General features: G+C 52.9%; 25 protein-coding genes. 16 read left to right on the top strand and 9 right to left on the bottom strand.

Annotated elements, in window-relative coordinates; all coding sequences use genetic code 11:
• Nucleotides 1–222: 222 nt before the first annotated feature.
• Nucleotides 223–1440: an MFS transporter gene (locus RW092_RS06555; protein ID WP_316009820.1), complete on the bottom strand. Its 1218-nt coding sequence runs from the start codon at nucleotides 1438–1440 to the stop codon at nucleotides 223–225.
• Nucleotides 1441–1691: 251 nt separating this feature from the next.
• Between RW092_RS06555 and hemE the strand changes: the two genes are divergently transcribed.
• The 9 genes from hemE to RW092_RS06510 all read left to right on the top strand — a co-directional run bounded on the left by hemE (nucleotide 1692) and on the right by RW092_RS06510 (nucleotide 13004).
• Nucleotides 1692–2753, top strand: a complete 1062-nt coding sequence (gene hemE / locus RW092_RS06550; protein ID WP_085278790.1) for a uroporphyrinogen decarboxylase — start codon at nucleotides 1692–1694, stop codon at nucleotides 2751–2753.
• 57 nt (nucleotides 2754–2810) lie between these two features.
• The gene (gene hemH, locus RW092_RS06545) at nucleotides 2811–3752 is read left to right on the top strand and encodes a ferrochelatase (protein ID WP_036625105.1); all 942 of its coding nucleotides are present in this window, start codon (nucleotides 2811–2813) and stop codon (nucleotides 3750–3752) included.
• 6 nt (nucleotides 3753–3758) lie between these two features.
• Complete coding sequence (hemG, locus tag RW092_RS06540) at nucleotides 3759–5183, top strand: protoporphyrinogen oxidase (protein ID WP_316009819.1); 1425 nt, start codon at nucleotides 3759–3761, stop codon at nucleotides 5181–5183.
• A gap of 184 nt (nucleotides 5184–5367) precedes the next feature.
• Nucleotides 5368–6795, top strand: a complete 1428-nt coding sequence (locus RW092_RS06535) for a CapA family protein (protein ID WP_316009818.1) — start codon at nucleotides 5368–5370, stop codon at nucleotides 6793–6795.
• Between the two features lie 37 nt (nucleotides 6796–6832).
• On the top strand, nucleotides 6833–7567 hold the full coding sequence (locus RW092_RS06530; protein WP_316009817.1) for a glycerophosphodiester phosphodiesterase: 735 nt from the start codon (nucleotides 6833–6835) through the stop codon (nucleotides 7565–7567).
• 45 nt (nucleotides 7568–7612) lie between these two features.
• On the top strand, nucleotides 7613–8254 hold the full coding sequence (locus RW092_RS06525; protein WP_036625102.1) for a fumarylacetoacetate hydrolase family protein: 642 nt from the start codon (nucleotides 7613–7615) through the stop codon (nucleotides 8252–8254).
• 2 nt (nucleotides 8255–8256) lie between these two features.
• Complete coding sequence (locus RW092_RS06520; protein ID WP_316009816.1) at nucleotides 8257–9084, top strand: DUF92 domain-containing protein; 828 nt, start codon at nucleotides 8257–8259, stop codon at nucleotides 9082–9084.
• A gap of 15 nt (nucleotides 9085–9099) precedes the next feature.
• The gene (locus tag RW092_RS06515) at nucleotides 9100–11082 is read left to right on the top strand and encodes an ABC-F family ATP-binding cassette domain-containing protein (RefSeq protein ID WP_316009815.1); all 1983 of its coding nucleotides are present in this window, start codon (nucleotides 9100–9102) and stop codon (nucleotides 11080–11082) included.
• A gap of 554 nt (nucleotides 11083–11636) precedes the next feature.
• Nucleotides 11637–13004, top strand: a complete 1368-nt coding sequence (locus RW092_RS06510) for a helix-turn-helix domain-containing protein (RefSeq protein ID WP_316009814.1) — start codon at nucleotides 11637–11639, stop codon at nucleotides 13002–13004.
• Between the two features lie 184 nt (nucleotides 13005–13188).
• Here the strand turns inward: RW092_RS06510 and RW092_RS06505 are convergent, their stop codons facing one another.
• The 6 genes from RW092_RS06505 to RW092_RS06480 all read right to left on the bottom strand — a co-directional run bounded on the left by RW092_RS06505 (nucleotide 13189) and on the right by RW092_RS06480 (nucleotide 17962).
• Nucleotides 13189–13962, bottom strand: a complete 774-nt coding sequence (locus RW092_RS06505) for a hypothetical protein (RefSeq protein ID WP_316009813.1) — start codon at nucleotides 13960–13962, stop codon at nucleotides 13189–13191.
• Nucleotides 13949–14986, bottom strand: a complete 1038-nt coding sequence (locus tag RW092_RS06500) for a M42 family metallopeptidase (protein ID WP_316009812.1) — start codon at nucleotides 14984–14986, stop codon at nucleotides 13949–13951. Before RW092_RS06500 ends, RW092_RS06505 begins: the two co-directional genes overlap by 14 nt.
• Nucleotides 14987–15026: 40 nt before the next feature.
• Entirely contained in the window at nucleotides 15027–15398 is a 372-nt protein-coding gene (locus RW092_RS06495; RefSeq protein ID WP_028538753.1) for a LapA family protein, read from the bottom strand.
• Nucleotides 15399–15483: 85 nt separating this feature from the next.
• The gene (gene pepF / locus RW092_RS06490) at nucleotides 15484–17274 is read right to left on the bottom strand and encodes an oligoendopeptidase F (RefSeq protein WP_316009821.1); all 1791 of its coding nucleotides are present in this window, start codon (nucleotides 17272–17274) and stop codon (nucleotides 15484–15486) included.
• A 243-nt stretch (nucleotides 17275–17517) separates the two neighbouring features.
• Nucleotides 17518–17688, bottom strand: coding sequence for a hypothetical protein (locus RW092_RS06485; protein WP_036625343.1), 171 nt, complete (start codon nucleotides 17686–17688; stop codon nucleotides 17518–17520).
• Between the two features lie 40 nt (nucleotides 17689–17728).
• Nucleotides 17729–17962 (bottom strand): hypothetical protein, encoded by a 234-nt coding sequence (locus tag RW092_RS06480; protein WP_016312760.1) that lies wholly within the window; start codon nucleotides 17960–17962, stop codon nucleotides 17729–17731.
• A gap of 239 nt (nucleotides 17963–18201) precedes the next feature.
• Between RW092_RS06480 and RW092_RS06475 the strand changes: the two genes are divergently transcribed.
• The 4 genes from RW092_RS06475 to RW092_RS06460 all read left to right on the top strand — a co-directional run bounded on the left by RW092_RS06475 (nucleotide 18202) and on the right by RW092_RS06460 (nucleotide 20935).
• Nucleotides 18202–18399 carry a cold shock domain-containing protein gene (locus tag RW092_RS06475; protein WP_009222768.1) on the top strand — a complete coding sequence of 66 codons (198 nt, stop codon included), beginning with the start codon at nucleotides 18202–18204 and terminating at the stop codon, nucleotides 18397–18399.
• Between the two features lie 190 nt (nucleotides 18400–18589).
• Nucleotides 18590–19537, top strand: a complete 948-nt coding sequence (locus RW092_RS06470) for a helix-turn-helix transcriptional regulator (RefSeq protein WP_316009811.1) — start codon at nucleotides 18590–18592, stop codon at nucleotides 19535–19537.
• A gap of 63 nt (nucleotides 19538–19600) precedes the next feature.
• On the top strand, nucleotides 19601–20047 hold the full coding sequence (locus RW092_RS06465) for a VOC family protein (protein ID WP_028538750.1): 447 nt from the start codon (nucleotides 19601–19603) through the stop codon (nucleotides 20045–20047).
• Nucleotides 20048–20935, top strand: coding sequence for a prenyltransferase/squalene oxidase repeat-containing protein (locus RW092_RS06460; protein ID WP_085278782.1), 888 nt, complete (start codon nucleotides 20048–20050; stop codon nucleotides 20933–20935). It abuts the gene before it with no gap.
• Nucleotides 20936–20993: 58 nt separating this feature from the next.
• On the opposite strand, the gene RW092_RS06455 is transcribed toward RW092_RS06460, so the two are convergent.
• Nucleotides 20994–21641: a nitroreductase family protein gene (locus tag RW092_RS06455; protein ID WP_028538748.1), complete on the bottom strand. Its 648-nt coding sequence runs from the start codon at nucleotides 21639–21641 to the stop codon at nucleotides 20994–20996.
• A gap of 133 nt (nucleotides 21642–21774) precedes the next feature.
• Nucleotides 21775–22968: an MFS transporter gene (locus RW092_RS06450; protein ID WP_316009810.1), complete on the bottom strand. Its 1194-nt coding sequence runs from the start codon at nucleotides 22966–22968 to the stop codon at nucleotides 21775–21777.
• Between the two features lie 148 nt (nucleotides 22969–23116).
• Here RW092_RS06450 and RW092_RS06445 point away from each other — a divergent pair, with 148 nt between their 5' ends.
• From RW092_RS06445 to pfkA, 3 genes are all read left to right on the top strand, one after another.
• Complete coding sequence (locus tag RW092_RS06445; RefSeq protein WP_016312754.1) at nucleotides 23117–23434, top strand: hypothetical protein; 318 nt, start codon at nucleotides 23117–23119, stop codon at nucleotides 23432–23434.
• A gap of 90 nt (nucleotides 23435–23524) precedes the next feature.
• Nucleotides 23525–24604 (top strand): tetraprenyl-beta-curcumene synthase family protein, encoded by a 1080-nt coding sequence (locus tag RW092_RS06440; protein ID WP_028538747.1) that lies wholly within the window; start codon nucleotides 23525–23527, stop codon nucleotides 24602–24604.
• A 50-nt stretch (nucleotides 24605–24654) separates the two neighbouring features.
• The gene (gene pfkA / locus RW092_RS06435; protein ID WP_028538746.1) at nucleotides 24655–25626 is read left to right on the top strand and encodes a 6-phosphofructokinase; all 972 of its coding nucleotides are present in this window, start codon (nucleotides 24655–24657) and stop codon (nucleotides 25624–25626) included.
• The last annotated feature ends 129 nt before the right edge of the window (nucleotides 25627–25755 follow it).

The raw sequence follows: 25755 nt of genomic DNA, 5'->3' as shown, positions 1-25755 counted from the left end.
TTTTACAAACAATTTTTCTGTAATTTCTCATGTCAGGTTTGGTGCAAGGCTAGTGCACTATCGCGCAAATTTGTCCGAAATAACGTTACTTTTTGCTGTTAATGATGCTAAAACGGCGGATTGGCCTCGAAATAACAGTTGGTTTTCCCGTTAATTATCTTCGGTTCTCCGAGCAGTAAGACCGCTGGTCGACACTATTTACATAAGTCAACCTCTTACAGCCTACCTCGGCGCTGGCATTCGCGGCTTTGGATGCGAATACAGCTTCACGCGCACCCAGAGCATATTAATCAGCAGCAGGATGCCGGAGATTACAAACAAGCCCTCGATACCGATGTACCCGGCGAGAAAGCCGCCAATCAGCGAACCCATCATGTTACCCAAGGCGAGGGTACTGCTGTTAAACCCAAATGCCCGGCTCTCCATGCCGTCCGGGGTGTAAAAGCGGATCAGCGCGTTGACGCTAGGCAGCAATCCCCCCATGAACACGCCCATCAGGAACCGAATGGCGATCAATTGCCACACCGTCTGTACGAACGCCTGCGGAATCAGCGTAGCCGCCGCTCCAATCAGGCAAAAGGTCAGAATACGGTGAGCGCCCAGCTTGTCGCTGATTCTGCCGAGTATCGGCGAAGTGATCATATTGGAAATGCCCGTCACGGCGCTGACAAATCCGGCCCAGAACGCCACGTCTGCGGTTTGTCCATGCAGCCTCTCCACATAGAGAGGCAGCAGCGACATCGGGCTCAGCATCGCAAACTGCAGCAAGAAGGTTACGGCGAATAACGCGGTGAGCTGCGGCGTTTTGTTCAGCTCCAGGAAGCCTTGCAATACAGAAGGCTGCGGCGTGTGCAGCGCCTCCTCCCGATCGAACTTCTCGCGTACGAAGAGGAGCGCCAGCATGGATGCGATAAACAGCAGCACCCCTGTAATGTAAAAAATCGGACGAAATCCGATCCACTCCGCCATCAACCCGCCAATTAAGGGGCCGAGGATCGTGCCAGCCACGTTGCCTGACTGGATCGTGCCCATCGCGAAACCCATTCGCTCTTTCGGCGCTGTACCTGAGATCAGTGCGACGGAAGCGGGGTTAAAGCCGGAGATCGTTCCGTTTAGCAGCCGCAGGCCAAGCAGGTGCCACGGCTGGGTGGCGAAGCCCATCAACGTAATGACGATGGCCATGCCGAAGCCGGAGCGGAGCAGCATAATCTTACGTCCGTATTTGTCGGCGAGCTTCCCCCAGATCGGTTGAAAAATAAACGAAGTCGCGAAGTTAGCAGCAAAAATCATTCCAGCCCACAGCCCAATCGCCCGCTCTCCATGCACGTGCAAATCCCGCGCCAGATACAGCGAGAGGAACGGTGTAATCATCGTCATCCCGGCGTTGACCAGAAACTGCCCGAACCACAGCACAATGAGATTTATCTTCCAAGTTTTCAATTGTGCTTTCACTTCCTTTCGCTGAGGTTCTAGGATGCGTGAAAAACTTAGAGTTATACCAGTATACACCATTGAAAACCGGGATCAGGGCATTCTTCATAGCATCTTCATCCGATTGTCATAGGTTCGCCACGTTGTGATAGTTGTTACTTACTTTTAAGTAGGGCATAATGTAGATTAGAATGTTTATAGTGTAGATTGAATGTTCAGTTATCAAAATTTGGTTTCTACGAGTATTGGAGGCGTGCGGTTTGGCTTATAATGATCGCTTGATCCGGGCCCTGCGGAAGCAGGAGGTGGATCGCCTTCCGGTTTGGTACATGCGCCAGGCGGGCAGGTATGATCCGGATTACCGGAAAATCAAAGAGAAATACAGCTTATTGGAAATTTGCCGGCAGCCGGAGCTGGCGGCGGAAGTGACCATGATGCCCGTTCGTAAGCTTGGCGTGGACGCGGCTATTTTGTATTCCGATATTATGAATCCGGTTGCTTCACTGGGCGTTAAATTCGATATCGTCAAAAATATCGGCCCGGTCATCGAAGAACCGATCCGTACGCTTGCGGATATTGAGCGGCTTCGACCGATCGACGTTCACAAGGATTTATCGCATGTCTTGGAAACGATTGCGATTTTGGACAAGGAGCTGGATGTGCCGCTGATCACATTTGCCGGTGCTCCGTTTACGATTGCCAGCTACTTGATCGAAGGGCGGCCGTCCAAGAGCTATATCCGCACGAAAGCGATGATGTACGGCGATCCAGAAGCTTGGTTCAAACTGATGGACAAGCTGGGTGATATGGTGATCACCTACCTTCGGGCGCATGTGGAAAGCGGAGGCAAGGCGTTCCAACTGTTTGACAGCTGGGTAGGCGCGCTCGCTCCGAAAGATTTTCAGCGGTATGTACTACCAACGATTACCCGTATTTTTACCGAACTTCAGGATTTGGATGTACCTAAAATTTATTTTCCTGGTGTCAGCTCGGGAGAACTGCTGCCGACATTAATGGATATCGCTGCCGATGCCGTTGGTCTCGATTGGCGGGTATCGATTACAGAAGGCCGGCGCCGGACGGGCGGTAAATTTGCGATGCAAGGCAATTTGGACCCGTATGTGCTCACTGCACCAATGGATGTGATTAAAGCGCAAGCAAAGGAAATTATCGATGACGGCCTGACCGCCCCTGGATATGTGTTTAACCTGGGCCATGGTCTGTTTCCGGAGGTTTCGCTGGAAAAACTGCGCGAGCTGACGGAATTCGTACATGAATATTCAGCGGAAGCCATCATGCATCAACCTGTACGGCGTGCGTAAGACTAAGCCGCATTGAATGTAGCCACACAACTTTTGTACTTGAGGTGAATTGATATCGTGAAGTCAAAAATCGGAGTTTTGGTGATGTCTTATGGCACGCCGCAAAGTATGGATCAGGTTGAGGCGTATTATACGCATATTCGGCGTGGACATCCTCCAACCGCAGAACAACTTCAGGAGCTGGTCAGCCGGTATGAGGCGATCGTAGGCGGGGTGTTTCCGCTGCGCGCCAATACCGATAAACAGGTTGCCGCTCTGCAGGAGAGCTTGAACCGGATGTCCGCGAACCTAGATGTTGAATTTGTCTGCTACCAAGGATTAAAACATGCTCATCCCTTTATTGAAGATGGCGTAGAGCAGATGGCGAAAGACGGCATCCGTGAGGCGATTGGCATCGTGCTTGCTCCGCATTATTCCGTAATGAGCATCGGCGGGTATATTAAGCGGGCACAAGCGAAAGCGGAGGAACTGGGAGTGTCGGCACGCTTCGTAGAGAGCTATCATATGCATCCGAAGCTGATTGAGGCGTTCGCCCAACGTGTATCCGCTAAGCTGGATCAGTTCGAGGAGGCTGGCGCTTTGCGTGATGAAGTGAAAGTGCTGTTCAGCGCTCACAGCCTGCCGGAGAAAATCTTGCAAATGGGCGATCCGTACCGGGATCAACTGCTGGAGACGTCCCAAGCGGTTGCCGAGAAAGCCGGTGTGAAGAACTGGCAGTTTACGTGGCAAAGTGCCGGACGTACCGCTGACCCTTGGCTTGGGCCGGATATTTTGGACACGCTGAAGGAATTAAGCGAGCAACAGGTAGAGGACGTCTTGGTGGCTCCGGTTGGTTTCGTGTCGGACCATCTGGAAGTGCTGTACGATTTGGACATCGAAGCTAAAACAGTCGCCAAAGAGCTGGATATGCGGCTGGAGCGGATCGAATCGCTGAACACCGAACCTTTGTATATGGAAGCGCTCAGCGACGTCATTATCAAATCTTGGGAAAAGAGATGAGAAGGCATGCGTGATTCTTCACGTCAAGTGGTCATTATCGGCGGGGGGCTGACCGGTCTGTCCGCGGCCTTTTACGTTCGGAAATTTTACAAGGAACGGGGCGTCACCCCGCAAATTACGCTGCTGGAAAAGGGAAACACTCTCGGCGGCAAAATTGATACGTTGGAGAAGGACGATTTTGTGATCGAGAAAGGTCCGGATTCCTTCCTGGCTCGCAAGACGGCGATGATTGATCTGGCGAAGGAGCTGGGGCTGGAAGGCGAACTCGTCTCGATGAACCCGGAGGCCAAGAAGACCTACATCGTCAGCGAAGGGAAGCTGCATCCGATGCCTTCCGGGCTGGTGCTGGGCATCCCGACCGAGCTGGGACCGTTCTTGCGCAGCGGTCTTGTCTCTTGGAGCGGCAAAGCCCGGGCGATGCTGGACCTCGTGATGCCGCCTCGGCTCAGCGAAGAGGATGAGTCGCTTGGCGCATTTATCGAGCGCCGGCTGGGTGCCGAAGTGCTGCAAAACATCACCGAGCCGCTGCTCGCGGGCATTTATGCCGGCGATACTTACCACCTCAGCCTGCAATCGACCTTCCCGCAGTTTGGAGAGGTGGAACGAGCTTACGGCAGCCTGATCAAAGGCATGATGTCCGGGAAGAAGCCTACCGAGACGCACACCGGCACTAAACGCAGCGCCTTCCTCACGTTCCGCAAAGGATTGAAGACGCTGGTTAACGGCTTGGTTGAGTCGCTGTCGGATGTGGATTGCCGCATGCGCACTGAGGCGGTGGAACTTCGCCGCAACGGAACGGAAGCGTATGAAGTTGTCCTCGCCTCGGGCGAGATGATCCCAGCGGATGAAGTGATCGTTACGGTGCCGGCGTTTGCCGCTGCCGAGCTGCTGCGGCCGCATGTGGATGTGACCGCGCTGGATGCGGTGAACTATGTGTCCGTGGCCAACGTGGTAATGGCCTTTGACCGCGAGGATGTCACCGGCCAATTTGACGGTTCAGGCTTCCTCGTGCCGCGCAAAGAAGGCATGAACATTACCGCCTGCACATGGACCGGCATCAAATGGCTGCACACGAGCCCGGACGACAAAATGCTGCTGCGCTGTTACGTCGGCCGCTCCGGCGATGAGGAGAAGACGTTCTTGCCTGATGAGGAGCTGCTGGAGCTGGTGCTCGGCGATTTGAAACAGCTGATGAACATTACGGCCCGCCCGTTGTTCACAGAAATTACCCGGCTGCCCAAATCGATGCCGCAGTATCCGGTGGGCCATCTGCAGCAGGTTGCGGAGCTGCGCAGCGAGCTCACGCAGAAGCTGCCCGGCGTATATGCAACAGGAGCGGCGTTTTACGGCGTTGGTCTGCCTGACTGCATCAAGCAAGCGAAGGAGCTGGCGGAGCAATTGGCCGACCAGCTGAAGGTCGCTCAAGCTTAAGGCGATGGCCGGCTAACCGCCCTGACATAGGACTTCCTGACCCCTTGCCCGTAAAATAGGCGAGGGGTTCTATTTATTTCCGGAGACCTGATATAATAAAATCATACGGTCGGCTTTACAACGCGAAGGAAGGGGGACAGCGCCTTCCATCGTAACGATAGATCTATGCAAAAAGGAGTCCGTAATGTACCCACCAAGGTCGGAAAAATACAAGAAAAAACAGCAGGAAAAAAAGCGGCGTCAAAATCGGATTTGGCTGACGTTAAACTTGACTCTCATCACTTTAATTTTCGTGCTGGGAGCTTACTTTTATTTGGAGGAACGCACTGGTCAAGCGAGATTGGACTCGGGAACGGAGCAGCAGTTGCCAGGAGCTTGGGGCGACAACGGGTCAGTTGTTGGCGATACGACAAGCGAAGATGCTCCTAGTGTGCAGACGGAGGACAACGATGCTGGGGCTGCAGGAACGGAAGACGAGAAGGGGCAGAAATCCACGAACTCAGGTGAGAACGCATCCGGTGAAAATAACGCCGCCGTTACCGGCGACGAGGATCAAGAGGAAGCGGCGGATTTGCCGTCCAATGATGGAGACTTAAGCGAGGCAGACGGCAAAGGGGATCGGCTGTTGGTTCATTTTGCAGGGGACACCATGTTCTCCGGCAAAGTGGAGGAGCGGTTAGAGAAAGCGGGCTACGAGCTTCCGTATGAGTATGTGAGAGGATTATTCCAGAACGACGATTTAAGCGTTCTGAATTTGGAGACGCCGGTTACGACCGGCGGGGAGCCGGCGGAGGACAAAACCTATGTGTTTAAATCGCCGCCAAAGGCGATTGGACCGATGGCTCAAGCCGGCGTGGACGCTGTGAATTTGGCGAACAACCATGTGTTGGACCAAGGAGTCCCCGGCCTCCTGGATACGATGAAAGCTTTGCGGCAGCAAAACGTGAAGTATGTCGGGGCTGGCAAGAACAGTAAGGAAGCGTACGCCCCGGTTTATGTGGAACGCAGAGGGATTAAGATTGCCCTGTTTGGCTTCAGCCGGGTCGTCCCGGAGCCGGGATGGGTGGCCGGAGCGAACAAACCGGGCGTAGCCTCGGTCTATGCGCCGGAAGCTGCGTTGAACGCCATTCGAGCGGCGCGCAAAAACGCAGATCTCGTATTCGTGATGGCCCATTGGGGCAAGGAGCGGACGACCAAGCTGGAGGAGCACCAGCAGAAGCTGGCGCACGCCTTCATTGACGCCGGTGCGGATCTGGTCATCGGCGGTCATGCGCATGTAATGCAAGGGCTGGAGCAATACAAAGGGAAATGGATTGCCTACAGTACGGGCAACTTTATTTTTACGAAATCCAAGGATCCGAAGACGTGGGAAACTGCGGTGTTCGCCGCTTCCTGCACACGTGACGGAGATTGCGATCTGAAGCTGATCCCGTTCCGTACGGAACTCGGGCAGCCTGTGCCGATGAACGCCGAGGACGGAAGCAAGCTGTTAAAAGAAATCGAAGGCTTCTCACCGGGGGTAAGAATCTCCGAGGACGGAGAAGTGAGCACCTCGAAGACCGGGTGGATTCAAGAATCTGGTACTTCGCTGTTGGGGGATGACCAGACCTAAGTGGAAGGATCGTTTCCGATCAGAAGGAGGCGAGAGCATGCGTAACCCATGTGTTGCTCATCGCGGTTTCTCAGGAATTGCTCCGGAGAACACGATGGCTGCGGTCCAGCTTGCCATGGAGCAGGAGGATGTCCACTGGATCGAAGTTGATGTACAATGTTCAAAGGACGGCGTGCCTTTGTTGATTCATGATTTTACGCTGAACCGCACGACAAACGGAAAGGGACCGGTCAAGGACAAGACTTGGGCGGAGCTGCAAACGTTGGATGCGGGGAGTTGGAAATCCAAGGCTTACCGCGGGGAGCGGCTGCCAAGCCTCGATGAATTTCTCGATGCCGTCGCCGGACGGCTGCGGGTCAATCTGGAAATCAAGACCGAAGGGAAAATGTACCCCGGGCTGGAGGAAAAGGTGGTCGCTGCGGTCAAACGGCGGCATATGGAGCATGAGGTGGTGCTGACTTCGTTTGAACCGCGAATCCTGGCGAAGCTCAAGGAGATCGGACGAGGAATCCGCACAGGGCTGATCATCGATCGGCAGCCCAAAGATTTGCTGTTGCGGCTGAAGCTGTTGCACTGTTCGTTCTTATCGATTTATTATCGGGCATTAACCGCAGAGCTGGCTGCCAAAGCGTTCAAACACGGCATTGAAGTGATGGCTTGGACGATGGATGATGTGAAGTCGCTGCGGAAGGTGGCGGCGATGCATCCTGACATCCTGCTCTGCACGAACCGGCCGGATGTTTGGCGCCAAGCGATCGTGACGGGAAAGTGAAAATATCGATTGGGAAACCATAATCCCCTGGAGGAGAAGATGACGATGAACAAATTGATCGCTAATGTGTATTGCGTAGGTCGGAACTACCGGGCGCATGCTGAGGAGCTTGGCAATGAGGTGCCAACTGAGCCGATGATTTTCCTAAAACCGTCCCATGCGGTGACCGCCATGGACGGCAGGGGGCTGGAGCTTCCGGCAGACCGGGGTTCGGTGCATTATGAAGCGGAATTGGTGTTGCGGATCGCCCGCGATTATAAGCCGGGGATGACGGTTGACGAGTTAGTGGATGTGATCGCGTTTGGGATTGACTTCACGCTGCGTGACGTACAGAACATCGTCAAAGATAAGGGGAATCCTTGGATGCCGGCCAAGGGCTTCCTGCAATCGGCGCCAATCACGCCATACATCGCTTTTCCCGGGACGGTGGAAACGGCGAATGAAGATTTCGTGCTGCGGAAGAACGGGGAGATTGTGCAGCGCGGCAATATCAGCCGGATGATTTTCCCGCTGCAGCAAATTGTGGATTATATCGCTGAACATTACGGGCTGGGCGAAGGGGATTTGATTTTCACCGGAACACCTGAAGGGGTCGGCCCGGTTTATCAAGGGGACAAGCTGGAGCTGTCCTACGGCGACAAAGTGCTGGGCAGCTGCACAGTGGCGGTTGGTCCTTCGGCAAAATGATGATGGATTGGATTATTGGGGCGCTCTGCGCCCTAATCGTGTCTGCAGCCGCCTATAAGAAGCGATCGTTATCGCTCTCCGGCATGCTGGCGGCATTTATTATGGGAACGGTATACTACGGGGCCGGCAACTTGTTCTGGTTTGGGATCTTGCTGCTATTTTTCGTCAGCTCGTCGATCTTCTCGCATTTTCGCGGGGAACGTAAAGCGGAGCTGGAGAAATCGTATGCCAAGAGCGGCCGCCGGGACGCAGGGCAGGTGCTGGCGAACGGCGGGCTGGGGATGCTGGCTTGCCTCGGCAACCTGTTTTGGCCGGATCCGGCATGGGCCTACTTCTTCGTTGGCACCATGGCTGCGGTAACGGCGGACACGTGGGCAACGGAATGGGGCGGTCTTAGCAAAAGCGAGCCGCATTCGATTCTAAACGGCCGCCGGGTTCCTTCAGGAACATCGGGCGGAGTGACGCTGCTGGGCAGTACGGCGGCGCTGGCCGGTGCGGTATGCATTGGCGGGGCAGCTTGGCTGCTGCGGATGTGGACCGGAGATGACACTTATGCCGGAGTAGGTTCCGCGTTGCTTGCCCTGGTGAAATGGGGGCTGATCGGCGGAATCTCCGGATTGGCCGGGGCCTTTGCCGACTCCTGGCTGGGCGCGACGGTTCAATATATGCATCGCTGCGTCGTTTGCGGCAAAGAGGTAGAGGTAGCGACGCATTGCGGTCATAAGACCGTGGTGCTGCGAGGTTTTCGCTGGATGGATAATGATATGGTGAATTTACTCAGTTCCCTGGCAGCCGGCTTGTTGGCTTGGGGAATTGGGATGATAGGATAAAGTAGGGATTTGAGCATGAATATATTAACGGTGGAGCATCTGACCAAAACCTACGGGGAGAAAGTGCTGTTTCAGGACGCTTCCTTTGGGATGGGCGAAAACGATAAAATCGGCATCATCGGCGTCAACGGAACGGGTAAATCTACGTTTCTGAAGGTGATCGCCGGTCTGGAACAAGCCGACTCCGGCAAAGTCGCCATTAACCGGGACGTCCGCGTGACGTTTCTGGCGCAAAATCCCGAATATGACCCGGACATTTCTGTGTTGCGCGGCGTGTTCCAAGGCGGCGGGCCTGAGCTTCAGGTGGTGTCCGCTTATATGGAGGCCGAGGAAGCGCTGGAACGGGAGCCGGGGGATGCGGGGCGGCAAGCGGAACTGGCGCGGCTGTCCCAGGAGATGGATCGATTGCAGACATGGACTCTGGTCAGTGAGGCCAAAAGCGTCTTGTCCAAGCTGGGCATCACCGATTTTACTCAGAATATGGGCAGCTTGTCCGGAGGGCAGCGAAAGCGCGTTGCGCTTGCTTCGGCGTTAATCCTTCCATCGGAGCTTTTGATTATGGACGAGCCCACCAACCACATCGACAATGAATCTGTTGCTTGGCTGGAGTCGTATCTTCAGAAACGGCGTGGGGCGCTGCTCTTGATTACGCATGATCGCTATTTTTTGGACCGCGTCTGCAACGTAATGCTGGAGCTGGATCACGGCCGGTTGTTCCGCTACGAGGCGAATTACAGCCGTTTCCTGGAGCTTAAGAGCGAGCGTGAGGAGCGAGAAGCGGCCTCCGAACAGAAACGGCAAAATTTGCTGCGGGGTGAGCTCGCCTGGATCCGCCGCGGAGCCAAGGCACGCTCGACGAAGCAGAAAGCGCGGATTGAACGGTTTGAGAAGCTGCAAGCGGCCAAGACGGAATACAAAAGCGATAACCTCGAAATCTCAGTGGCTTCAACGCGGTTGGGACGCAAAATTTTGGAGATCGAAGGGCTTCGCAAATCCATCGAAGGCCGTCTGCTCATCGGCGATCTGACCTATACGGCGGTCCCGGGAGACCGTGTTGGGATTGTGGGTCCCAACGGCAGCGGGAAGTCGACGTTGCTGAACATGATCGCCGGGCGAATTGAGCCGGATGCCGGTCAAATTGTGCTGGGCCAGACGGTGAAGCTGGGTTATTTTACTCAGGAGCATCAGGAAATGGACAGCCGGCAACGGGTGATCGAATATATCAAGGAAGCGGCAGAGGTAGTGACGACGGCGGACGGCTCGCGGATTACCGCCTCGCAAATGCTAGAGCGCTTCTTGTTCCCGCCGGACATGCAATGGACGCCAATCGGCAAGCTGTCAGGCGGTGAGAAGCGGCGGCTGTATCTGCTGCGCGTGCTGATGGGAGCGCCTAACGTTTTGCTGTTAGACGAACCGACCAACGACCTCGATATTCAGACGTTAACCGTGCTGGAGGCGTATTTGGACGAGTTCCCCGGCGCCGTGTTTGTGGTCTCCCATGACCGGTATTTCCTTGACCGTACCGTGGATAAGATTATGGCATTTGAGGGTGGCGGAGTCATTGCTGTTCATGTGGGTGACTACAGCGATTACGAGGAACGGACACAGGGCAGCGATGCGCATGGTGCTGGAAAAGGGAGCGAAGGCAGTTCAGCGGGTTCAGGCTCGCGGAAGGGGGGAGCTTCGGACTCTGCGGCTGCCGGAGGTTCAGCAACCGAAGCCAACTCGGGCAACCGCAATGCGGGGCGGGGGGAGAAGCTGAAGTTCAGCTATAACGAGCAGCGGGAGTTCGAAACGATCGACGCGACCATCGAGGCCGCCGAGCAACGTCTTGCCGCTATTTCCGAGGAAATGGAAGCGGCGGCGAGCGATGCGGTTCGCCTGCAAGAGCTGATGCAACAACAGCAGGAAGCGGAGGCGGAGCTGGACCGCCTGATGGAGCGTTGGACGTATCTGAATGAGCTGGCGGAGAAGATCGAAGCCCAACGGAACGGGTGAGGGTGGTTGTGAGTGTTCATGCACTTGGGCGCTGCGCTGCAATTTCAGTCCAGCCTTGGATGTTGTACTTGCAACAGGTGCAGGAATGATAGCCACCCCAATTGTACTCGATTTTTCGCGTACATTTTCTCTATTATGCGGTAATCGCCCGTAATCTACTCGATTTTTCATATAGAATTGAGGGATTTGCGGTTCGGAAGCCGAAATGTATATGAAATTTCATATAGATTTCGGCGAAATCCCCAAAACGAGCGAAATCTAATCGATTTTTCATATATAATAGTTCGAGCGGGCGGAATATGGCGGCTTAAAGGTTTTTTTGATTGCCCATTAGTCCTTAAATTCACTTATAGTGAGGAATTAGAAGGATATTTTTACGCCAACTAGGATGACTTCATAGTAAAATCCTTGCAGTCTCTTAATAGGGAGAGCAAGGATTTTTTTACTTCCTTGTAAAATACCAAAATTGACCATAGTATGAAAACAAGATATATTTATTTCATACATATAATTCCAACCTCATTTTATCTAAAGAATGTGTGGTGAGAAAGCCAATGAGTACAGCAACGATTCTGGCGGAAGTTCACTGCTTTATGAAAGAAAATGAGCTAAGTTTAAGTCAATTTTCGGCCAAGTTAAATATTAATGCGGGTACGTTAAGTTATATCCTCAATGGTAACCGCACCTTAACCATCGATCATTTGGATCGAATTACGGAGATCATGGGCTTACCCATGGGGCATTATTATGAGCATTATATTAACGATTATCTGCAAGAGAGAAATCCAGATTGGCGGAGAGTGGCTCCGTTTCTTCGAAAATGCGCTGAGTTAAACAAGCTGGATTGCATTCGCAGGACGATATGCATGTTACTGGATAATTTGACGTACTCTACGTCTTTATTCGAATTGGCCGAGGGGTTTTATGAGAAGGAATTATATGGTGCTGCGGAAATTTTGTATGAGAATGTAGCCATGAGTGAAACGAGGCAGCATTCCGAGCGATTAGCTTTATGCCAGTATCGGTTGTTTAAAATTCGGATTGGATCAGATCAAGCTCATAACCTCAAAATTGCTTACCAATTTGAACCTTTCGTAGATCGTTTGGATGAAGTTACACAATTGGATGCGCTTAAGGATTTGGCTAACCTGTACCGTTCACTTCGGGAGTGGGATCGGCTTGAGGTTCTAGCTCTCGAGATGGAACGCAAAGCACGTTTGCTCTATTTCAGTAACAGGCGCTCAGAAAAGGAATTTTACGAAATGCAACGTCGGCTTAACAGACCGATGTTTGTTTATATTGTTTACGCGAAACTATTGTGTGCTGAAGTGTATGATGGTAGAGAAGATTATGCTAAGGCGTTGGAATATACTTATCAGTATGCTGACTTGAGCTGGGTGCGTGAAACGGATGAAGATACTAAGCATTGGTTAAGTTTATTTCAAAAATGGTCAAAGGCCAATATCTGCGTCAATCGGCTCAAGAGCGGTGAAATTGATTATCTGCCGGAATATGTAGAGTTTATGGCAGAAAATCTTGATGAATTCATACAATCCATTTCGAACGTAATGTATGCTGCGAACCGATACAGTATTGATGTAGATCATATTCTAGAAAAATTCAAGTCGGAAATCGAAGCACATATCAATCTCAAACAAACGAAAGATTTATATAAAGATCAGGTTCTACCTAATTGTTACAATCAATTTTTATATGACCTTACTAGTTACTACCTTCGAAAAAAAGATTACATAACGGGTTTTAATTATTTGATGCAAGGTCTAGAAAATTCAGTTATAATAAATAATAAGGAAGCGCTTCTAGATTTTATGGTATTATTTGAACATCATAGACATATGGCTTCTATAGAGATCTGTCAGAAATATAACAAGATCGTATGTGAGGTGAAACGGAGTTTATGAAATCTAAAGTTGTTGTTTATCTAGCAGTGCTCATTTCTTTAGCTTTTACTGCTCCAAGTGCAATTCATGTTGATCATCCTATTACCATTGCGATTGGTCAAAATGGCGGCGCATAATAGACTTACATAATGACTACTCGAAAAACGCCTGTTCGTTTAATTTTAACGAACAGGCGTTTTTTCTTTTACCGAATCACAATTATCTGCCGCAACTCACGAGAATCGCCGTTTAGCTTGGTTTCGGCGGCGTTTAGCTGCGCGGAGCCGTCGCCGTCGAGGAAGATACCGTCGACGAGCCCGCCGTCGGCCAGGGTCGATTTGACGGCGGTGCGGAACGCTTCGGCGGTGCAGCGGGTGGGGGTGACGATCAGCCACAGCCGGCCGCTGGCATCATACGCGAGACCGGAGCGGAGCCGGTTCTCATCGGGATTCGGCAAGTGCTCGGCTTCTACCGCTGCGGCCCGCCATCCAGCGTCATCCGGCAGCTTCATGCTGACGCCGCCTTGGGCAAAATAGCGGGTGCGGTCCGTAACGGCCAGCTCGCTTGCGGCGGAGACCACCTGCACCGAGAAGCTGCCCGCAGCGCCGTCCCAGACGAGCGTGCCGCGGGCGTATTTAGCGTTGAACCAGCCGGAGCCGTAGCCACCGGCCGTACCTTGGACCGGCTGATCGTTGATTACTGCCAGTGACAACACAGCATCGTTATAAAAGAAACCGCCGTTCATCCCATACACGCGGTAACGTCCCAACGGCTGATCCGCCGCCCGCAGTTCAATTCGCTCCGGATCGGCGACTAAGGCATGCAGTTTGACACCGTTTGCTGCGGTAAGCTCATGATATTCATAATGGCGGGGGATCAGGTAGCGGCTGCCCCAGCTCATCATCAGCAGGATGATGAGAAAAATCGCCATGACCGAAGCCATGGCGATTCCCCAGCGTTGCTCCTTAATCGGCAACATAAGCTGCAAGCAGGCGAGTCGTATTGATGACCGCCAGTTTATGCGTCCGCTCCATAGCGTGCGAGGCATGCACGCCCGGTCCGATCAGCGCGGCGCGGATATTGTGGCCGCCCCGCAAGGAAGCCGAGGCATCCGAGCCGTAATACGGATAAATATCAACGGCATGCGGGATGCCAAGGCCTTTGGCCAGTTCAATCAGCCGAGTGGTCATCTCATAATCATAAGGGCCGCTGGAGTCCTTGGCGCAAATGGAGACATCGGTCTCTTTGCAGCTCAGATCATCGCCCATGGCGCCCATGTCAACGGCGATCATTTCGTTCACGCCGTCCGGAATCCAGGAGGCACCGTGTCCCACTTCCTCATAGTTGGAGATGAGGAACACCAGATCATGGCGCGGCGTCCAGCCTTCGCGGCGGATCGATTCGATCAGCCCGAACAAGGCCGCTACACTGGCTTTGTCGTCCAGGTGGCGAGATTTAATGAATCCGCTTGGTGTGATCACGGCGCGGGCATCAAACGAAATGAAGTCGCCGACCCCGATCCCAAGCTTCAGCACGTCCTCTTTACTTTCCACAACCTCGTCGATCCGGACCTCCATGTTCTTCTCCTCACGTTTGAAATCGCGGGCGTCACTGTAGACGTGAACGGAAGGATGGGTCGACAGGATCGTGCCGGTATATACCCGTCCGCTGCGGGTGTGGATTTGGCAGTATTCGTTCTCGATACTGTTCATCATGAACCCGCCAACCGAGGTAATCGCCAGCGTACCGTTCGAACGGATGGCGCGCACCATGGCACCTAACGTGTCCACATGGCCGCTGAGGGCGATGCGCCGCGACGAGTCGCGTCCAGGAATGGTCAGGATCGCGCCGCCTTTTTCATTAAAGCTGCAAGGCACGCCCAGTGCTTCGGCCTCTCGTCCGATAAGCGTCATGATATTGTGGGTAAAGCCGCTTGGGCTTGGGGTGTCCAGCAAAGTTTTGAGAAAATTTAAAATATAGGTTTCATTCGGTTGAATATTCATGGGAAACCTCCTTAAGATAGGTGGGATGCTTTAGTCCGCATTAAGACTGGATGGGGGAGTCCTCCTCCGCCGATTCAGCTTCCGTTTCAGCTTCATGGCTGGCAGCTTTCTTCTTTTTACCGCGCTCTGGCTTCTCCGGTTCCGGGAAAACATAGCCGGTAGCTTCCTGGATATGTACAAGCTTCGCATGCAGGCCCTTAACTTCGCGTTGCAGTCGATAACCGCGGTAAATGCCAAACGCCCCGACGATGATACCGCCAAGCAACGTACTGCCGAGGATCAGCAAAATTAACGGAAGACTGACGGAGCCAAACAGCAAATTGACCTGCACCGGATCGACGTTGATCACTGCAAAGACGGCGGTAATCAAGGCAAAGACCAAAGCCAGAATTAGGGACCATTGGATTTTCATGAGGGTACACCTCCTTCTAGGACAGTATAAAATCCCTTGTCCGCTTGGGGCAAGGGATTTTGTAGTCGATAGGGGCCAGGACAGGTTAACTCGTCAACTGTTCCATTTGCTCGATCACGTTCTCGAACACGCTCATCGCTTCGCGGATCGGCTGCGGCGAAGACATGTCGACCCCGGCTTTTTTCAGAATGTTAATCGAATAGTCGCTGCCGCCGCTCTTCAGGAAGCCGAGATAACGGTCAACCGCCGGTTTGCCTTCTTCAAGAATTTGCTTCGAGAAGCTGGTCGCTGCAGAGAAGCCGGTAGCGTATTTATAAACGTAGAAGCTCGTATAGAAATGAGGGATCCGTGCCCATTCCATTTCGATATCCTGATCCACAACCATGTCTTTGCCATGGTATTTCACGTTCAAGTCGTAATAAATTTCCGACAGTTCCTGCGGTGTAAGCGATTCGCCGGCTTCTGCGCGCTCGTGGATGAGCTTCTCGAATTCGGCGAACATCGTTTGCCGGAACAACGTGGTCCGGAACTGGTCAGCGTAGTAAGTCAGCAGGTACAGCTTCTGTTTCGGATCCGTGGATTTCTTAAGCAGATAATCCATCAGCAACGCTTCGTTGGTTGTCGAAGCGACCTCAGCCAGGAAGATGGTATATTGGGCATCACGGTATTTCAGGGCTTCATCCGAAAAATACGAATGCAACGCGTGCCCCATCTCATGCGCCAAAGTGAACATGCTGTTCAGATTGTCCTTATGGTTGAGCAGCACGTAAGGATGGGTGCCGTAAGCGCCCCAGCTGTAAGCGCCGGTGCGTTTGCCTTCGTTCTCGTACACATCGATCCAGCGGTTTTCGAAGCCTTCGCGAAGCACCTTCAGGTACTCCTCGCCCAGCGGCTGGAGTCCTTCCGCGACCATTTTCTTCGCTTCTTCATAAGGGATTTCCCATTTGTATTCCTCAACGAGCGGAGCGAACAAGTCATACATATGCAGTTCGTCAACGCCCAGCAGCTTCTTGCGCAGCTTCATGTAACGTTGCAGGAGCGGCAAGCTTTCATGCACGGCGTCGATCAGGTTCGTATACACTTCCTTCGGAATGTTGTCCCCATAAAGAGACATTTCCAGCACGGAAGGATATTTGCGAACCCGCGAGTAGAACATGTTCTTATTTACGTTCGCGCTCAGCGTGGCAGCGATGGTATTTTTCTGCTTCCGATAGGTTTCGTAAACAGCTTTGAATGCCCGCTCGCGAACTTCGCGATTAGGATTCTCCAGGAACTGAATGTAGCTGCCGTGGGTTAAATCCACTTCGTTTCCGTTTTCGTCTTTGATTTTCGGGAATTTCATATCGGCATTGTTGATCATGCCAAAAATTTGCTGCGGCGCCTGCGACAAATTGCCCACTTGGGCAAGCAACGCTTCTTCCGTTTTGCTGAGAACATGCGCCTTTTCACGTTTGATTTCCTGCAAGGTGAACTTGTAATCCGCCAGCGCAGGATCGTTAATCAGCTTGTCGAGCTCCTGCTCCGGCAGGGCCAAAATTTCCGGCGTAATAAATGACAAGGCCTCGCTGACTTCAACGCTTAACTTTTTGGCTTTTTGCACTAGGGCCTGATATGTAGGGTTGGTGGTGTCCTCATCGTGATGAAGATGGGCGTATACGTAGAGCCGCTCAATTTGCAGTGAAAGCTCATCTTCCAGTTCAAACACGGCTTTGATATGTTGTGCATCCGTCAGTTTGCCTTCGAATTCGGCGGCTTTGTCTTTCAACGCCTTAAGGTCGTTATACGATTTGTCCCAAGCAGCTTGATCAGGGAACAAATCCTGGAGCTGCCATGTGTGCTCTTTGGGTACTTCAGAACGTTTCATTACGGTGCTCATCGGAATCCTCCTTTGGTCTGGGTAATATAAGGTCGGCTGGCCCATCGCAGCACTGCCCGGGAATGCGGCAGCGAGCAGGGAGCCGGTGAGCAACAGGGGAATCGCACGTGAAATGCGCTTCAATCGCATACCAAGAAAACCTCCCTTTAGAATATCGGGAGCCCAACGTGATTCGAACCTTAGGGTCCAGTTCGCTTTGGGCATTTTCTTAGTATGACCGCCTGCTGCAGGAAATATAGGGGATCAAACAAGGAAGCTGTAAATCATCAGCCCAAACGCCAGTGCAATCAGCACGACGGAGGCTAGGGCAAGACCACGCCTAAGACGCGGCTCCAGCCGATCCTTGTTCAGGATGACCACGATGCCCAGCGCAAAAGCGCAAATAATGAAGATCAAGAGATTGGAAGTGTCCATCATAATCCATGCTCCGTTTCGTACGAGATTGAACGGCGGGCTACACCTGTTTAAACGCGTTCATAATTTCATTCCATTCCGCCTCGTTGCCGGTATATTCCTCTTTCGGGAACCGGCGCTTCACCCAATCCATCATGGCTGGGCGACTGAGGAAGGTGTGCGATTCCTCGCCCCATTGGTCGGAAATTTCACGGAGAACGATGTATCTGCCCTGAACTTCTACCGTCATCATATTCCATTTGTCTTTTTTGTATATTTCGTGTTTTTTGATCATCTCTGACGTTCTCCAATCTTTGGCTTTGCTCCGCAGGTATGAAACCCGCAGTATAGTGGGAATATTTTATGTAAAATGATAACTCACGCCCCCGAGGAAAGCAAATGAAACCATACGATTCTGGCGGCGTTTTTCGTGCGAAAAGTTGTGGGCAAACAGACACGTTGCATTGTCGGTGGGCATAGAGTATAATATGGGTATTCGTCAATGATGGCGATTATTTTTAGGAGGTTGTTCATTTGAAAGGTACAGTTAAATGGTTTAACGCAGAAAAAGGCTATGGCTTCATCCAAGTTGAAGGTGGCGAAGACGTATTCGTACACTTCTCCGCTATTCAAGGTGAAGGTTTCAAAACTCTAGAAGAAGGCCAAGCCGTTGAGTTCGAAATCACTGACGGCAACCGTGGTCCTCAAGCTGCTAACGTAATCAAATTATAAGATCAATTCCGTTTAACGGATCACTTATAAAGTTTGGTACTAAGCGCGATAATGAAAGACACAGCTCTTTATAGGGCTGTGTTTTTTTGTATACATAGCTAGAATGAAAATAAACGGGTTGAATTGGTGACAATCAGTTGTCACCATTCGTTTGCTATAGTGATGTTAACGGGAGGGGAACCCAAGCGCGATGAACCGAATGGACCGGATGATGGCAATTGTGATGGCCTTGCAGCAGCGCCCGGAGACCGCGCAATCCTTAGCGGACAAGCTGGAGGTGTCTAAGCGGACGGTGCTTCGCGATATGCAGGCCTTGGCGGAAATCGGCATTCCTTTGGTTGCGCTTCCAGGGCCGGGCGGCGGTTATCGCCTGATGGACGGCTTTCGGCTGCCGCCGCTGCAGCTGGACGCCGGCGAGGCGCTGACCGTCCTGCTGGCTTTGGACGGCATCGGCAAATACGCCGACAGCCCTTTTCGCGAGGCGAAACGGACCGTCGCCGACAAGATCCGCTCCGCTTTGCCCGAGCAGATGCTGGGGCAAATTGCTCCATTGCTCCGGCACGTGGAGATGGAGGTGCCGGAGCGCGGCATCCAGGCGCCGTTCCTCAGCGCCTTGATGGCGTATGCCGCCGGCGGAAAGTGGATCCGAGCGGAGTACCGCTCGCTGAATTATCGCCGGCAGCTGACGTTGAAGCCGCTGCGCGTGTACGCCGCGCACGGCTTCTGGTACTGCGAAGCCGAGTCGCTGGAGCACGGGGAGAAGCGAACGTTCCGCGTCGATCGCTTCGTTGAGGCGGCCGAGATCCCTCCCCCACCGGGCGCAGGTGGCGGCAGGGGAGAGGCCGCCAAAGGGGCTACCCCCCGGTCGTCAACCGAGAGAGAGGATTTCCGGCTGCGCGTGAAGCTGACGTATCGCGGTTCGCTGCTGGCGGAGCAGGATCCGCATTTTGGTCAGGAGGTGCAGCAGGTGGGGGAGGCCGAGTGGCGGCTCGAATGTACCCTGCCGGGTTCGGAATGGGATTGGGCGGTTTCCTATTTCTTTGGTTTTGGCCGGGATGCGGAAGTCCTTGAGCCCCAGGCGATGCGCGAGGAGCTGCATCAGCGCGCAGCGGAACTGGCTGAGCGGTACCGGATTTAAGCCGATCTCGCCGGCTTGAACGTGTAGACGTGATGATTACGACAAAAAAAGGAGGATGAATGCATGAAACCGAGATTGTCAGTATTAACGATAGGTGTGGAGGATTTGGATAGAGCGGTGCACTTTTATCGGGATGGTCTTGGCTGGGCGACGGAGGGGATCGTAGGCCAAGAGTTCGAGCACGGAGCGGTTGCCTTTTTCGATTTGCAGGCGGGACTGAAGCTGGCGTTGTGGAAGCGGGCGGATATCGCCCATGACACTGGTCTAACGCTTCATGCTCCAAGTCCAACGGAAGTTACGCTGGGCCACAATGTGGCGAGCCAAGCAGAAGTGGATGAGGTGTTGGAGCAAGCGAAAGCCGCAGGAGCGAAGATCGTGGTTCCGCCTCACGACACGTTCTGGGGAGGATATTCCGGATATTTTCAAGATCCCGACGGGCATTTGTGGGAGGTTGTTTTTAATCCCGATTGGGTATTCGAATCCGAAGTGATGAAGGAGACGAGGATGTAGATGAAAGAACGGAATGTGCTGGAACGCGCAGGTTCGTTTATTTATTCGCATGCCCGGCTGCTCGATCGCAAGCGGTTTGCTTACCACTTTGAAGGAGGTAGCGCGGAGGAGGTGCTTCGTGCACTTCGCCCGTACCAGAACGCAGATGGCGGCTTTGGCCATGCGCTGGAGCCGGATATGCGCGGTCCGCATAGTCAGCCGGTGGCCACGGAAACGGCGTTGTTGGTGATTCGCGAGGTGAGCGGATTTGGGGCGGAGTTGATGGACGGTGTGCTTCGTTACTTGCGCATTATGACACTGCCGGGCGGCGGCTTGCCGCGGGCAACTACGGAAGTGAACCGATATCCGCATGCACCGTGGTGGACGACCGAGCAGGACGGGGTTCCCTCGATCAACCCGACGGGAAGCATCATCGGCATGTTGCTGGGGCAACAGGAACGCACTGACTTTTTTCATGAAGATTGGTTCCAAAAAAATATCGCCTTTCTCTGGGAATGTATAGAGCAAGGCCTTCCCGGGGATTACCATGACGCTGTCCAGTGGATTTCCTTCCTGCAGCACGTACCGGATCAGGAGCGGGCGGCGAAAGCCCGATCTCGGTTGGATGCTTGGCTGACGGGGCCAAACGGAATCGAGATGGATCCGCTTGCTGAAGGGTACGTCCACAAAGTGCTGGACTACGCACCAACGCCGGAAAGTTATGCAGCGAAGCTCATCTCGGAGGAAGACACCATGAAGCACCTCGATTGGTTGATCAGCACCCAGCAGGAGGATGGTGGATGGGCGCTGACGTTCCCGGCGGTCAGCCCGGCGGGCGAGCAGGAATGGCGCGGTTGGCTTACTGTCGAGATTTTGAAAACGTTGAAGGCTTACGGCCGGTTGTCCTAAGCCAGATCAGAAAGAGGCTCTTTCCAACAGGTTGCTGGAAAGAGCCTCTTCATGTTCTTTACTCTACGATCCGCAAAATCTCGGATACGTCCTTCCGCGGCACCGGCTTGGGTGAGATCGCCGGATGACCCAGCGCGATGACCATATTCACTCCGCGATCGGCAGGAATGTTGAGGAATTCGCGCAATTTATCTTCGGCGAGCAGTACTGGTCCGGTCATCGGACAAGTGGCCAGGCCTTTGGCATGTGCGGCCAGCATCAGGTTTTGTGCGGCCAGACAACTGCTCTTCAGTCCTTCTTCTTCCCAAATTTCAGGCGTGACGAAGGAGATCGGGTCAAAAATTCGTTCACGGAACTTCGATGTGTACGGCGTAGACAGAACTACGATTAACGCTGGAGCGCCGGAAAAAGCGGTAGCATAAGGACCAAACGATTTTACAAGCAGCTTGGCTTCCCGATCCTTCCCCTGTTCGGTGGCACGTGCTGCGATTTCATGCAGGCTGGCCCAGGTAAAATCCTCAATCTGCTTGATTTTATCTGCGTTCATCACGACGATGAATTCCCAGGTTTGCGAATTCGTGTCGCTGGGCGCATAGCGAGCGCAGTCGATAAGATCCTCGATATCGGAAATGCTGACAGGCTCTTGAGTAAATTCCCGGATACTGCGGCGGGTTTGAAGGATATCCCGAAACAAAGCGAAATCCATGCGTTTTCACCTGCTTTATCAAATTTAACACCAGGTACTATCATCTGATAATAACTATTATATAGGAAGACTTGTCCTTTGAACAGAGACAAACAAGAGGCGAAGCGCCGTGATGGCACTTCGCCTTGATTTTTTAGGCTTTATGCTCGAATTTTGAGGGAGTGCTCTCTCCCGGTCCCTTCTGAAAATAACGGCTGGCAAACCCAATGCAGGCGACCAGTGCCGCGCCCATCGCCGTCAGATAGAACGGTTGGCGCCCGAGCTGTTCAAACACTACGCCGCCGAAGGTACCGCTGAGCAGTCCGGCGAGGCTTGACCAGACGATGGTGTACAAGGCCATGCCTGTGGCCCGGAATTCGTCGGGGATTAGCCGGGTGAGCATGCGGATGGCCGTGACATAGAAAATGCCAAATGTCACGCCGTGCATCGCTTGGATCGCCAGGATGCCGTAAGGCGACCCGGTCAACCCCATCAGCAGGAACCGGAGCGCGAACATCAGGCTGGCGATCAGCAGGAGCGGCAGCTCTTTATATTTTTCCCCATGGAAGCTGAGGTAGATAAATATAGGGATTTCCGACAGCGATGAGGCGAGCATCGCCCAACCGATGAGATTCTCGCCCGCTCCCAGCTCCTTCAGGCTGATCGAGATAAACGCTTCGTTCATCCGCATGCCAATTGCCAGGCAGAAGACGCAGCCAAAGAACCAGAGCAGCTCCTTCTGCCGCAAAATCCTCCATATGCCGGACAGGTCCATCTTCGCCACAGTGGTTGGCTGGTCCTTAACGAACAGGATGAAACCAAGCGCAAGGCCGGCGATGGCAATCGACACCCACATCGTATTGGAGGAGCCGATTCGGGCAAGTACGTAACCGATAAGCAAAGCAAAGAAAGCGTATCCGAAGGATCCAAACAGACGGATGGAGATGAAATGGATGCCATGCTGCTTGGCGGTTGTAATCGAGATCGTATCCGACAATGGAAAGACCGGATAGAAGAAAAAGTAAAACAACGTAATAACCGCCATGATGATCGAAAACGTGGTCGATGCCGATAAAAGAAAGGTCAGCGCAATTTGCCCGATCAATAGGATGAGCAGAACTTTCTTAATCGTTTGGTAACGGTCGCTGGCTAGACTCCACAGCAAATTAGAGACGACGGAGATCATCGGACCCAGCGCGTACAGCAAGCCGATTTGACTGGTCGAAAATCCCAACTGGGCGTAGAATAGCGGGAAGTAAGAGGAAACAAGGACACTTGTTCCGTATATGGTAAAGGTAAAGGCGCGCAGCCATGCGATATCTGTGCGGGCCGTCATTTTCCGATTCATGGGGTTTATGTACTCCGTTTCTGCAGTCACATCATTTTTTTGCTTTACGCTAGCAGTATACCAGAAATCTAGAGATTCGGCGGCAATAAAATTTCCGTTTTGTTGACGAAAATCCTTTATACTAATCTTAAGAAGGAGGCGAGACGCCATGATCGAAGGATTTGTATACGATGAGCGGCTGGATATCCATGTGCCGATGCTGGAGCGCCCTTTTGACGAATATGAGCTGGATAAACGGCTGGCGATGATCGCCTATTGGGAGGAAGTCCGCGGTAGAATTCCTACGAAAGTGATGATGCTGGAGCAATCTATTGAGCACAAGCTGAACGAAATGAGCGAAGAGACCGACTTTGAGCGCAGCTGTCGTCTGAACGGGGAGATCGCCGAGCTGGCCAGCCAGATTAATGATTTGCTGATTTGGTACCGGACGGTCCAGGAAGAGCCCTCGGTCAAAAGACATATGTGATTTTGTTTATTTGTGCTAAAAGTTGGATCATATTATAATATAGATTGGTTTTCAGACAGGCCGTATTAACAACGCAGTGGAGGCAAGCCATTGATTGAACTTGAGCAAAGCCGAAACCAATTCCCGAAGGAGCCGATCCGGCTGATGAGTCGGGTTTATAAATTTATTTTGCCGGATGTCCATGAGGAGTTGGAGCGTTGGCGGAAGGATGCCGATGCGATTCCCGATCCTGAGCTAAGGCGACAAGCTTTGGCCAGCATCGCGACGAAGAAGTTCCATTGCCAGGGCGGTGCCGTATATGCGGCTGCCAATTTGCCGATGCGTCACGTCTTGATTCCGCTTATCGTTGCGTTTCAAACGATCAGTGATTATTTGGACAATTTATGTGACCGAAGCACCTCCAAGGATCCTGAGGATTTCCGGCTGTTGCACCAGAGCATGCTCGACGCGGTGAACCCGGAGGCACAACTGCGAAATTACTATGCCCTTCGCGAGGAGCAGAATGATGGCGGTTATTTGCACCGACTGGTGAAGACTTGTCAGACCCAAATTGCTGAATTGCAGGGTTACTCGGCAGCTATGCCGTACATCGTTGATCTTGTAGGACTTTATACCGATTTGCAGGTGTACAAGCACATCGACCCGCAGGAACGCGAGGCGAAGCTGCTCAGCTGGTGGGCTGAACATGAGCACCGTGCGCCGCATTTGCGATGGAATGAATTCGCGGCAGCGACAGGCTCCACCCTTGGGGTGTTTATGTTGTTCCTGGCGTCCAGTCACAAAGGGCTGGATGAACGAAGTGCCAAGACGATCCACGCGGCTTATTTTCCGCATGTCTGCGGGCTGCATATCCTGCTGGACTACTTGATTGACCAAGCGGAGGATGAGCTTGGCGGGGATTTGAACTTTTGCAGTTACTACGATAGCAAGGAAACGATGTTGAGCCGAATCACGTTGATCGTCGAGGGAGCGCGGCAGGATATCCGGAAGCTGCCGGCTTCCTCGTTTCATAAAATGATCATTGAAGGCCTGCTGGCCTTGTATTTATCGGATCCGAAGGTCAGCCAGCAGGACGAAATCCGCGAGGTATCCAAACGGTTGATGCGCCGGAGCCCGTTGATGCGGTTGTTCTTTTTCGCTAACAGCCTGTGGATTCGCAAGCATCTTTAAGATTTCGTGCATTTGTTAACTTACTTACAACTGAATTAGGAGGAATTATCATGTCAGCAGTTAAAAAAATCGCAGTGCTTACCAGCGGAGGAGACTCCCAGGGGATGAACGCAGCTGTACGCGCCGTTGTCCGCAGCGGGTTGTACTACGGTCTGGAAGTTTACGGGATTCAACGCGGCTATCAAGGTTTGCTGAATAATGACATTTTCCAAATGGACATTCGCAGTGTTGGCGATATCATTCAGCGCGGGGGTACGATTCTTCAATCCGCACGCTGCCTGGAGTTCAAGACGCCGGAAGGCCAACAGAAAGGCGCGGATATTTTGCGTGAGCACGGCATCGACGGCCTTGTGGTCATCGGCGGCGACGGCTCCTATCAAGGGGCAGAGAAGCTGAGCAAGCTGGGCATTAAGACAATGGGCTTGCCGGGGACGATCGACAATGACATCTCCTTTACGGATTACACCATCGGTTTTGATACCGCAGTTAGCATCGTTGTGGATGCGGTCAACAAGCTGCGGGACACGATGTCCTCTCACGAACGGGCTTCTGTTGTTGAAGTGATGGGCCGTCATTGCGGCGATATCGCGCTGCATGCTGGTTTGGCTGCAGGTGCAGAGACGATCCTTGTACCGGAAGTACCGTTTGACCTGAACGAAGTTGCAGACCGCATGAAGCAGAACTTTGAAAAAGGGAAACGCCACAGCATCGTGATCGTAGCCGAAGGCGTTGGCAGCGGCGAGGACGTAGTACAAGCGATCAAGCAACGTCAACCCTCTGTTGAACCACGTGCAACGGTGCTGGGTCACATTCAACGCGGCGGATCGCCTACCCCGTTTGACCGTAACTTGGCCAGCCGTCTCGGCGACTTTGCCGTTCGCAGCCTCATTGCGGGCGAATCGAACAAAGCCTGCGGCGTGATTGGCGGAGAAATGGTATTGACCGACATCGAGAAGGTCGTTAGCACGAAGAAGCCGTTTAACATGGAGCTGTACGAGCTGGCATCGCGGTTGTCGCAGTAATAATATTTAGAGCTAGGCCTTATTAACTAAGGGAGTCGGGTTTATGACCTGGCTCCTTTTTTTAGTGTGCCACGCATGGCGATTAACTAGGTGGTGAAAGTCCACTGTGGGGGTTTGTAGTTACCAACC

It is taken from the genome of Paenibacillus sp. 3LSP, assembly GCF_032465655.1.
Lineage (GTDB): Bacteria > Bacillota > Bacilli > Paenibacillales > Paenibacillaceae > Fontibacillus > Fontibacillus barengoltzii.
This window is presented reverse-complemented; position numbering and strand designations above follow the sequence as displayed.

Excerpts from the sequence above, each read along its gene's own strand:
- RW092_RS06495 (WP_028538753.1), bottom strand. The coding sequence starts at position 15,398 with ATGAAAATCCAATGGTCCCTAATTCTGGCTTTGGTCTTTGCCTTGATT.
- RW092_RS06470 (WP_316009811.1), top strand. The coding sequence starts at position 18,590 with ATGAACCGAATGGACCGGATGATGGCAATTGTGATGGCCTTGCAGCAG.
- pfkA (WP_028538746.1), top strand. The coding sequence starts at position 24,655 with ATGTCAGCAGTTAAAAAAATCGCAGTGCTTACCAGCGGAGGAGACTCC.
- RW092_RS06445 (WP_016312754.1), top strand. The coding sequence starts at position 23,117 with ATGATCGAAGGATTTGTATACGATGAGCGGCTGGATATCCATGTGCCG.
- RW092_RS06520 (WP_316009816.1), top strand. The coding sequence starts at position 8,257 with ATGGATTGGATTATTGGGGCGCTCTGCGCCCTAATCGTGTCTGCAGCC.
- RW092_RS06450 (WP_316009810.1), bottom strand. The coding sequence starts at position 22,968 with ATGAATCGGAAAATGACGGCCCGCACAGATATCGCATGGCTGCGCGCC.
- RW092_RS06465 (WP_028538750.1), top strand. The coding sequence starts at position 19,601 with ATGAAACCGAGATTGTCAGTATTAACGATAGGTGTGGAGGATTTGGAT.
- RW092_RS06535 (WP_316009818.1), top strand. The coding sequence starts at position 5,368 with ATGTACCCACCAAGGTCGGAAAAATACAAGAAAAAACAGCAGGAAAAA.
- RW092_RS06525 (WP_036625102.1), top strand. The coding sequence starts at position 7,613 with ATGAACAAATTGATCGCTAATGTGTATTGCGTAGGTCGGAACTACCGG.
- RW092_RS06480 (WP_016312760.1), bottom strand. The coding sequence starts at position 17,962 with ATGATCAAAAAACACGAAATATACAAAAAAGACAAATGGAATATGATG.
- RW092_RS06460 (WP_085278782.1), top strand. The coding sequence starts at position 20,048 with ATGAAAGAACGGAATGTGCTGGAACGCGCAGGTTCGTTTATTTATTCG.
- RW092_RS06510 (WP_316009814.1), top strand. The coding sequence starts at position 11,637 with ATGAGTACAGCAACGATTCTGGCGGAAGTTCACTGCTTTATGAAAGAA.
- RW092_RS06500 (WP_316009812.1), bottom strand. The coding sequence starts at position 14,986 with ATGAATATTCAACCGAATGAAACCTATATTTTAAATTTTCTCAAAACT.
- RW092_RS06505 (WP_316009813.1), bottom strand. The coding sequence starts at position 13,962 with ATGTTGCCGATTAAGGAGCAACGCTGGGGAATCGCCATGGCTTCGGTC.
- RW092_RS06455 (WP_028538748.1), bottom strand. The coding sequence starts at position 21,641 with ATGGATTTCGCTTTGTTTCGGGATATCCTTCAAACCCGCCGCAGTATC.
- pepF (WP_316009821.1), bottom strand. The coding sequence starts at position 17,274 with ATGAGCACCGTAATGAAACGTTCTGAAGTACCCAAAGAGCACACATGG.
- hemG (WP_316009819.1), top strand. The coding sequence starts at position 3,759 with ATGCGTGATTCTTCACGTCAAGTGGTCATTATCGGCGGGGGGCTGACC.
- RW092_RS06530 (WP_316009817.1), top strand. The coding sequence starts at position 6,833 with ATGCGTAACCCATGTGTTGCTCATCGCGGTTTCTCAGGAATTGCTCCG.
- RW092_RS06515 (WP_316009815.1), top strand. The coding sequence starts at position 9,100 with ATGAATATATTAACGGTGGAGCATCTGACCAAAACCTACGGGGAGAAA.
- RW092_RS06485 (WP_036625343.1), bottom strand. The coding sequence starts at position 17,688 with ATGGACACTTCCAATCTCTTGATCTTCATTATTTGCGCTTTTGCGCTG.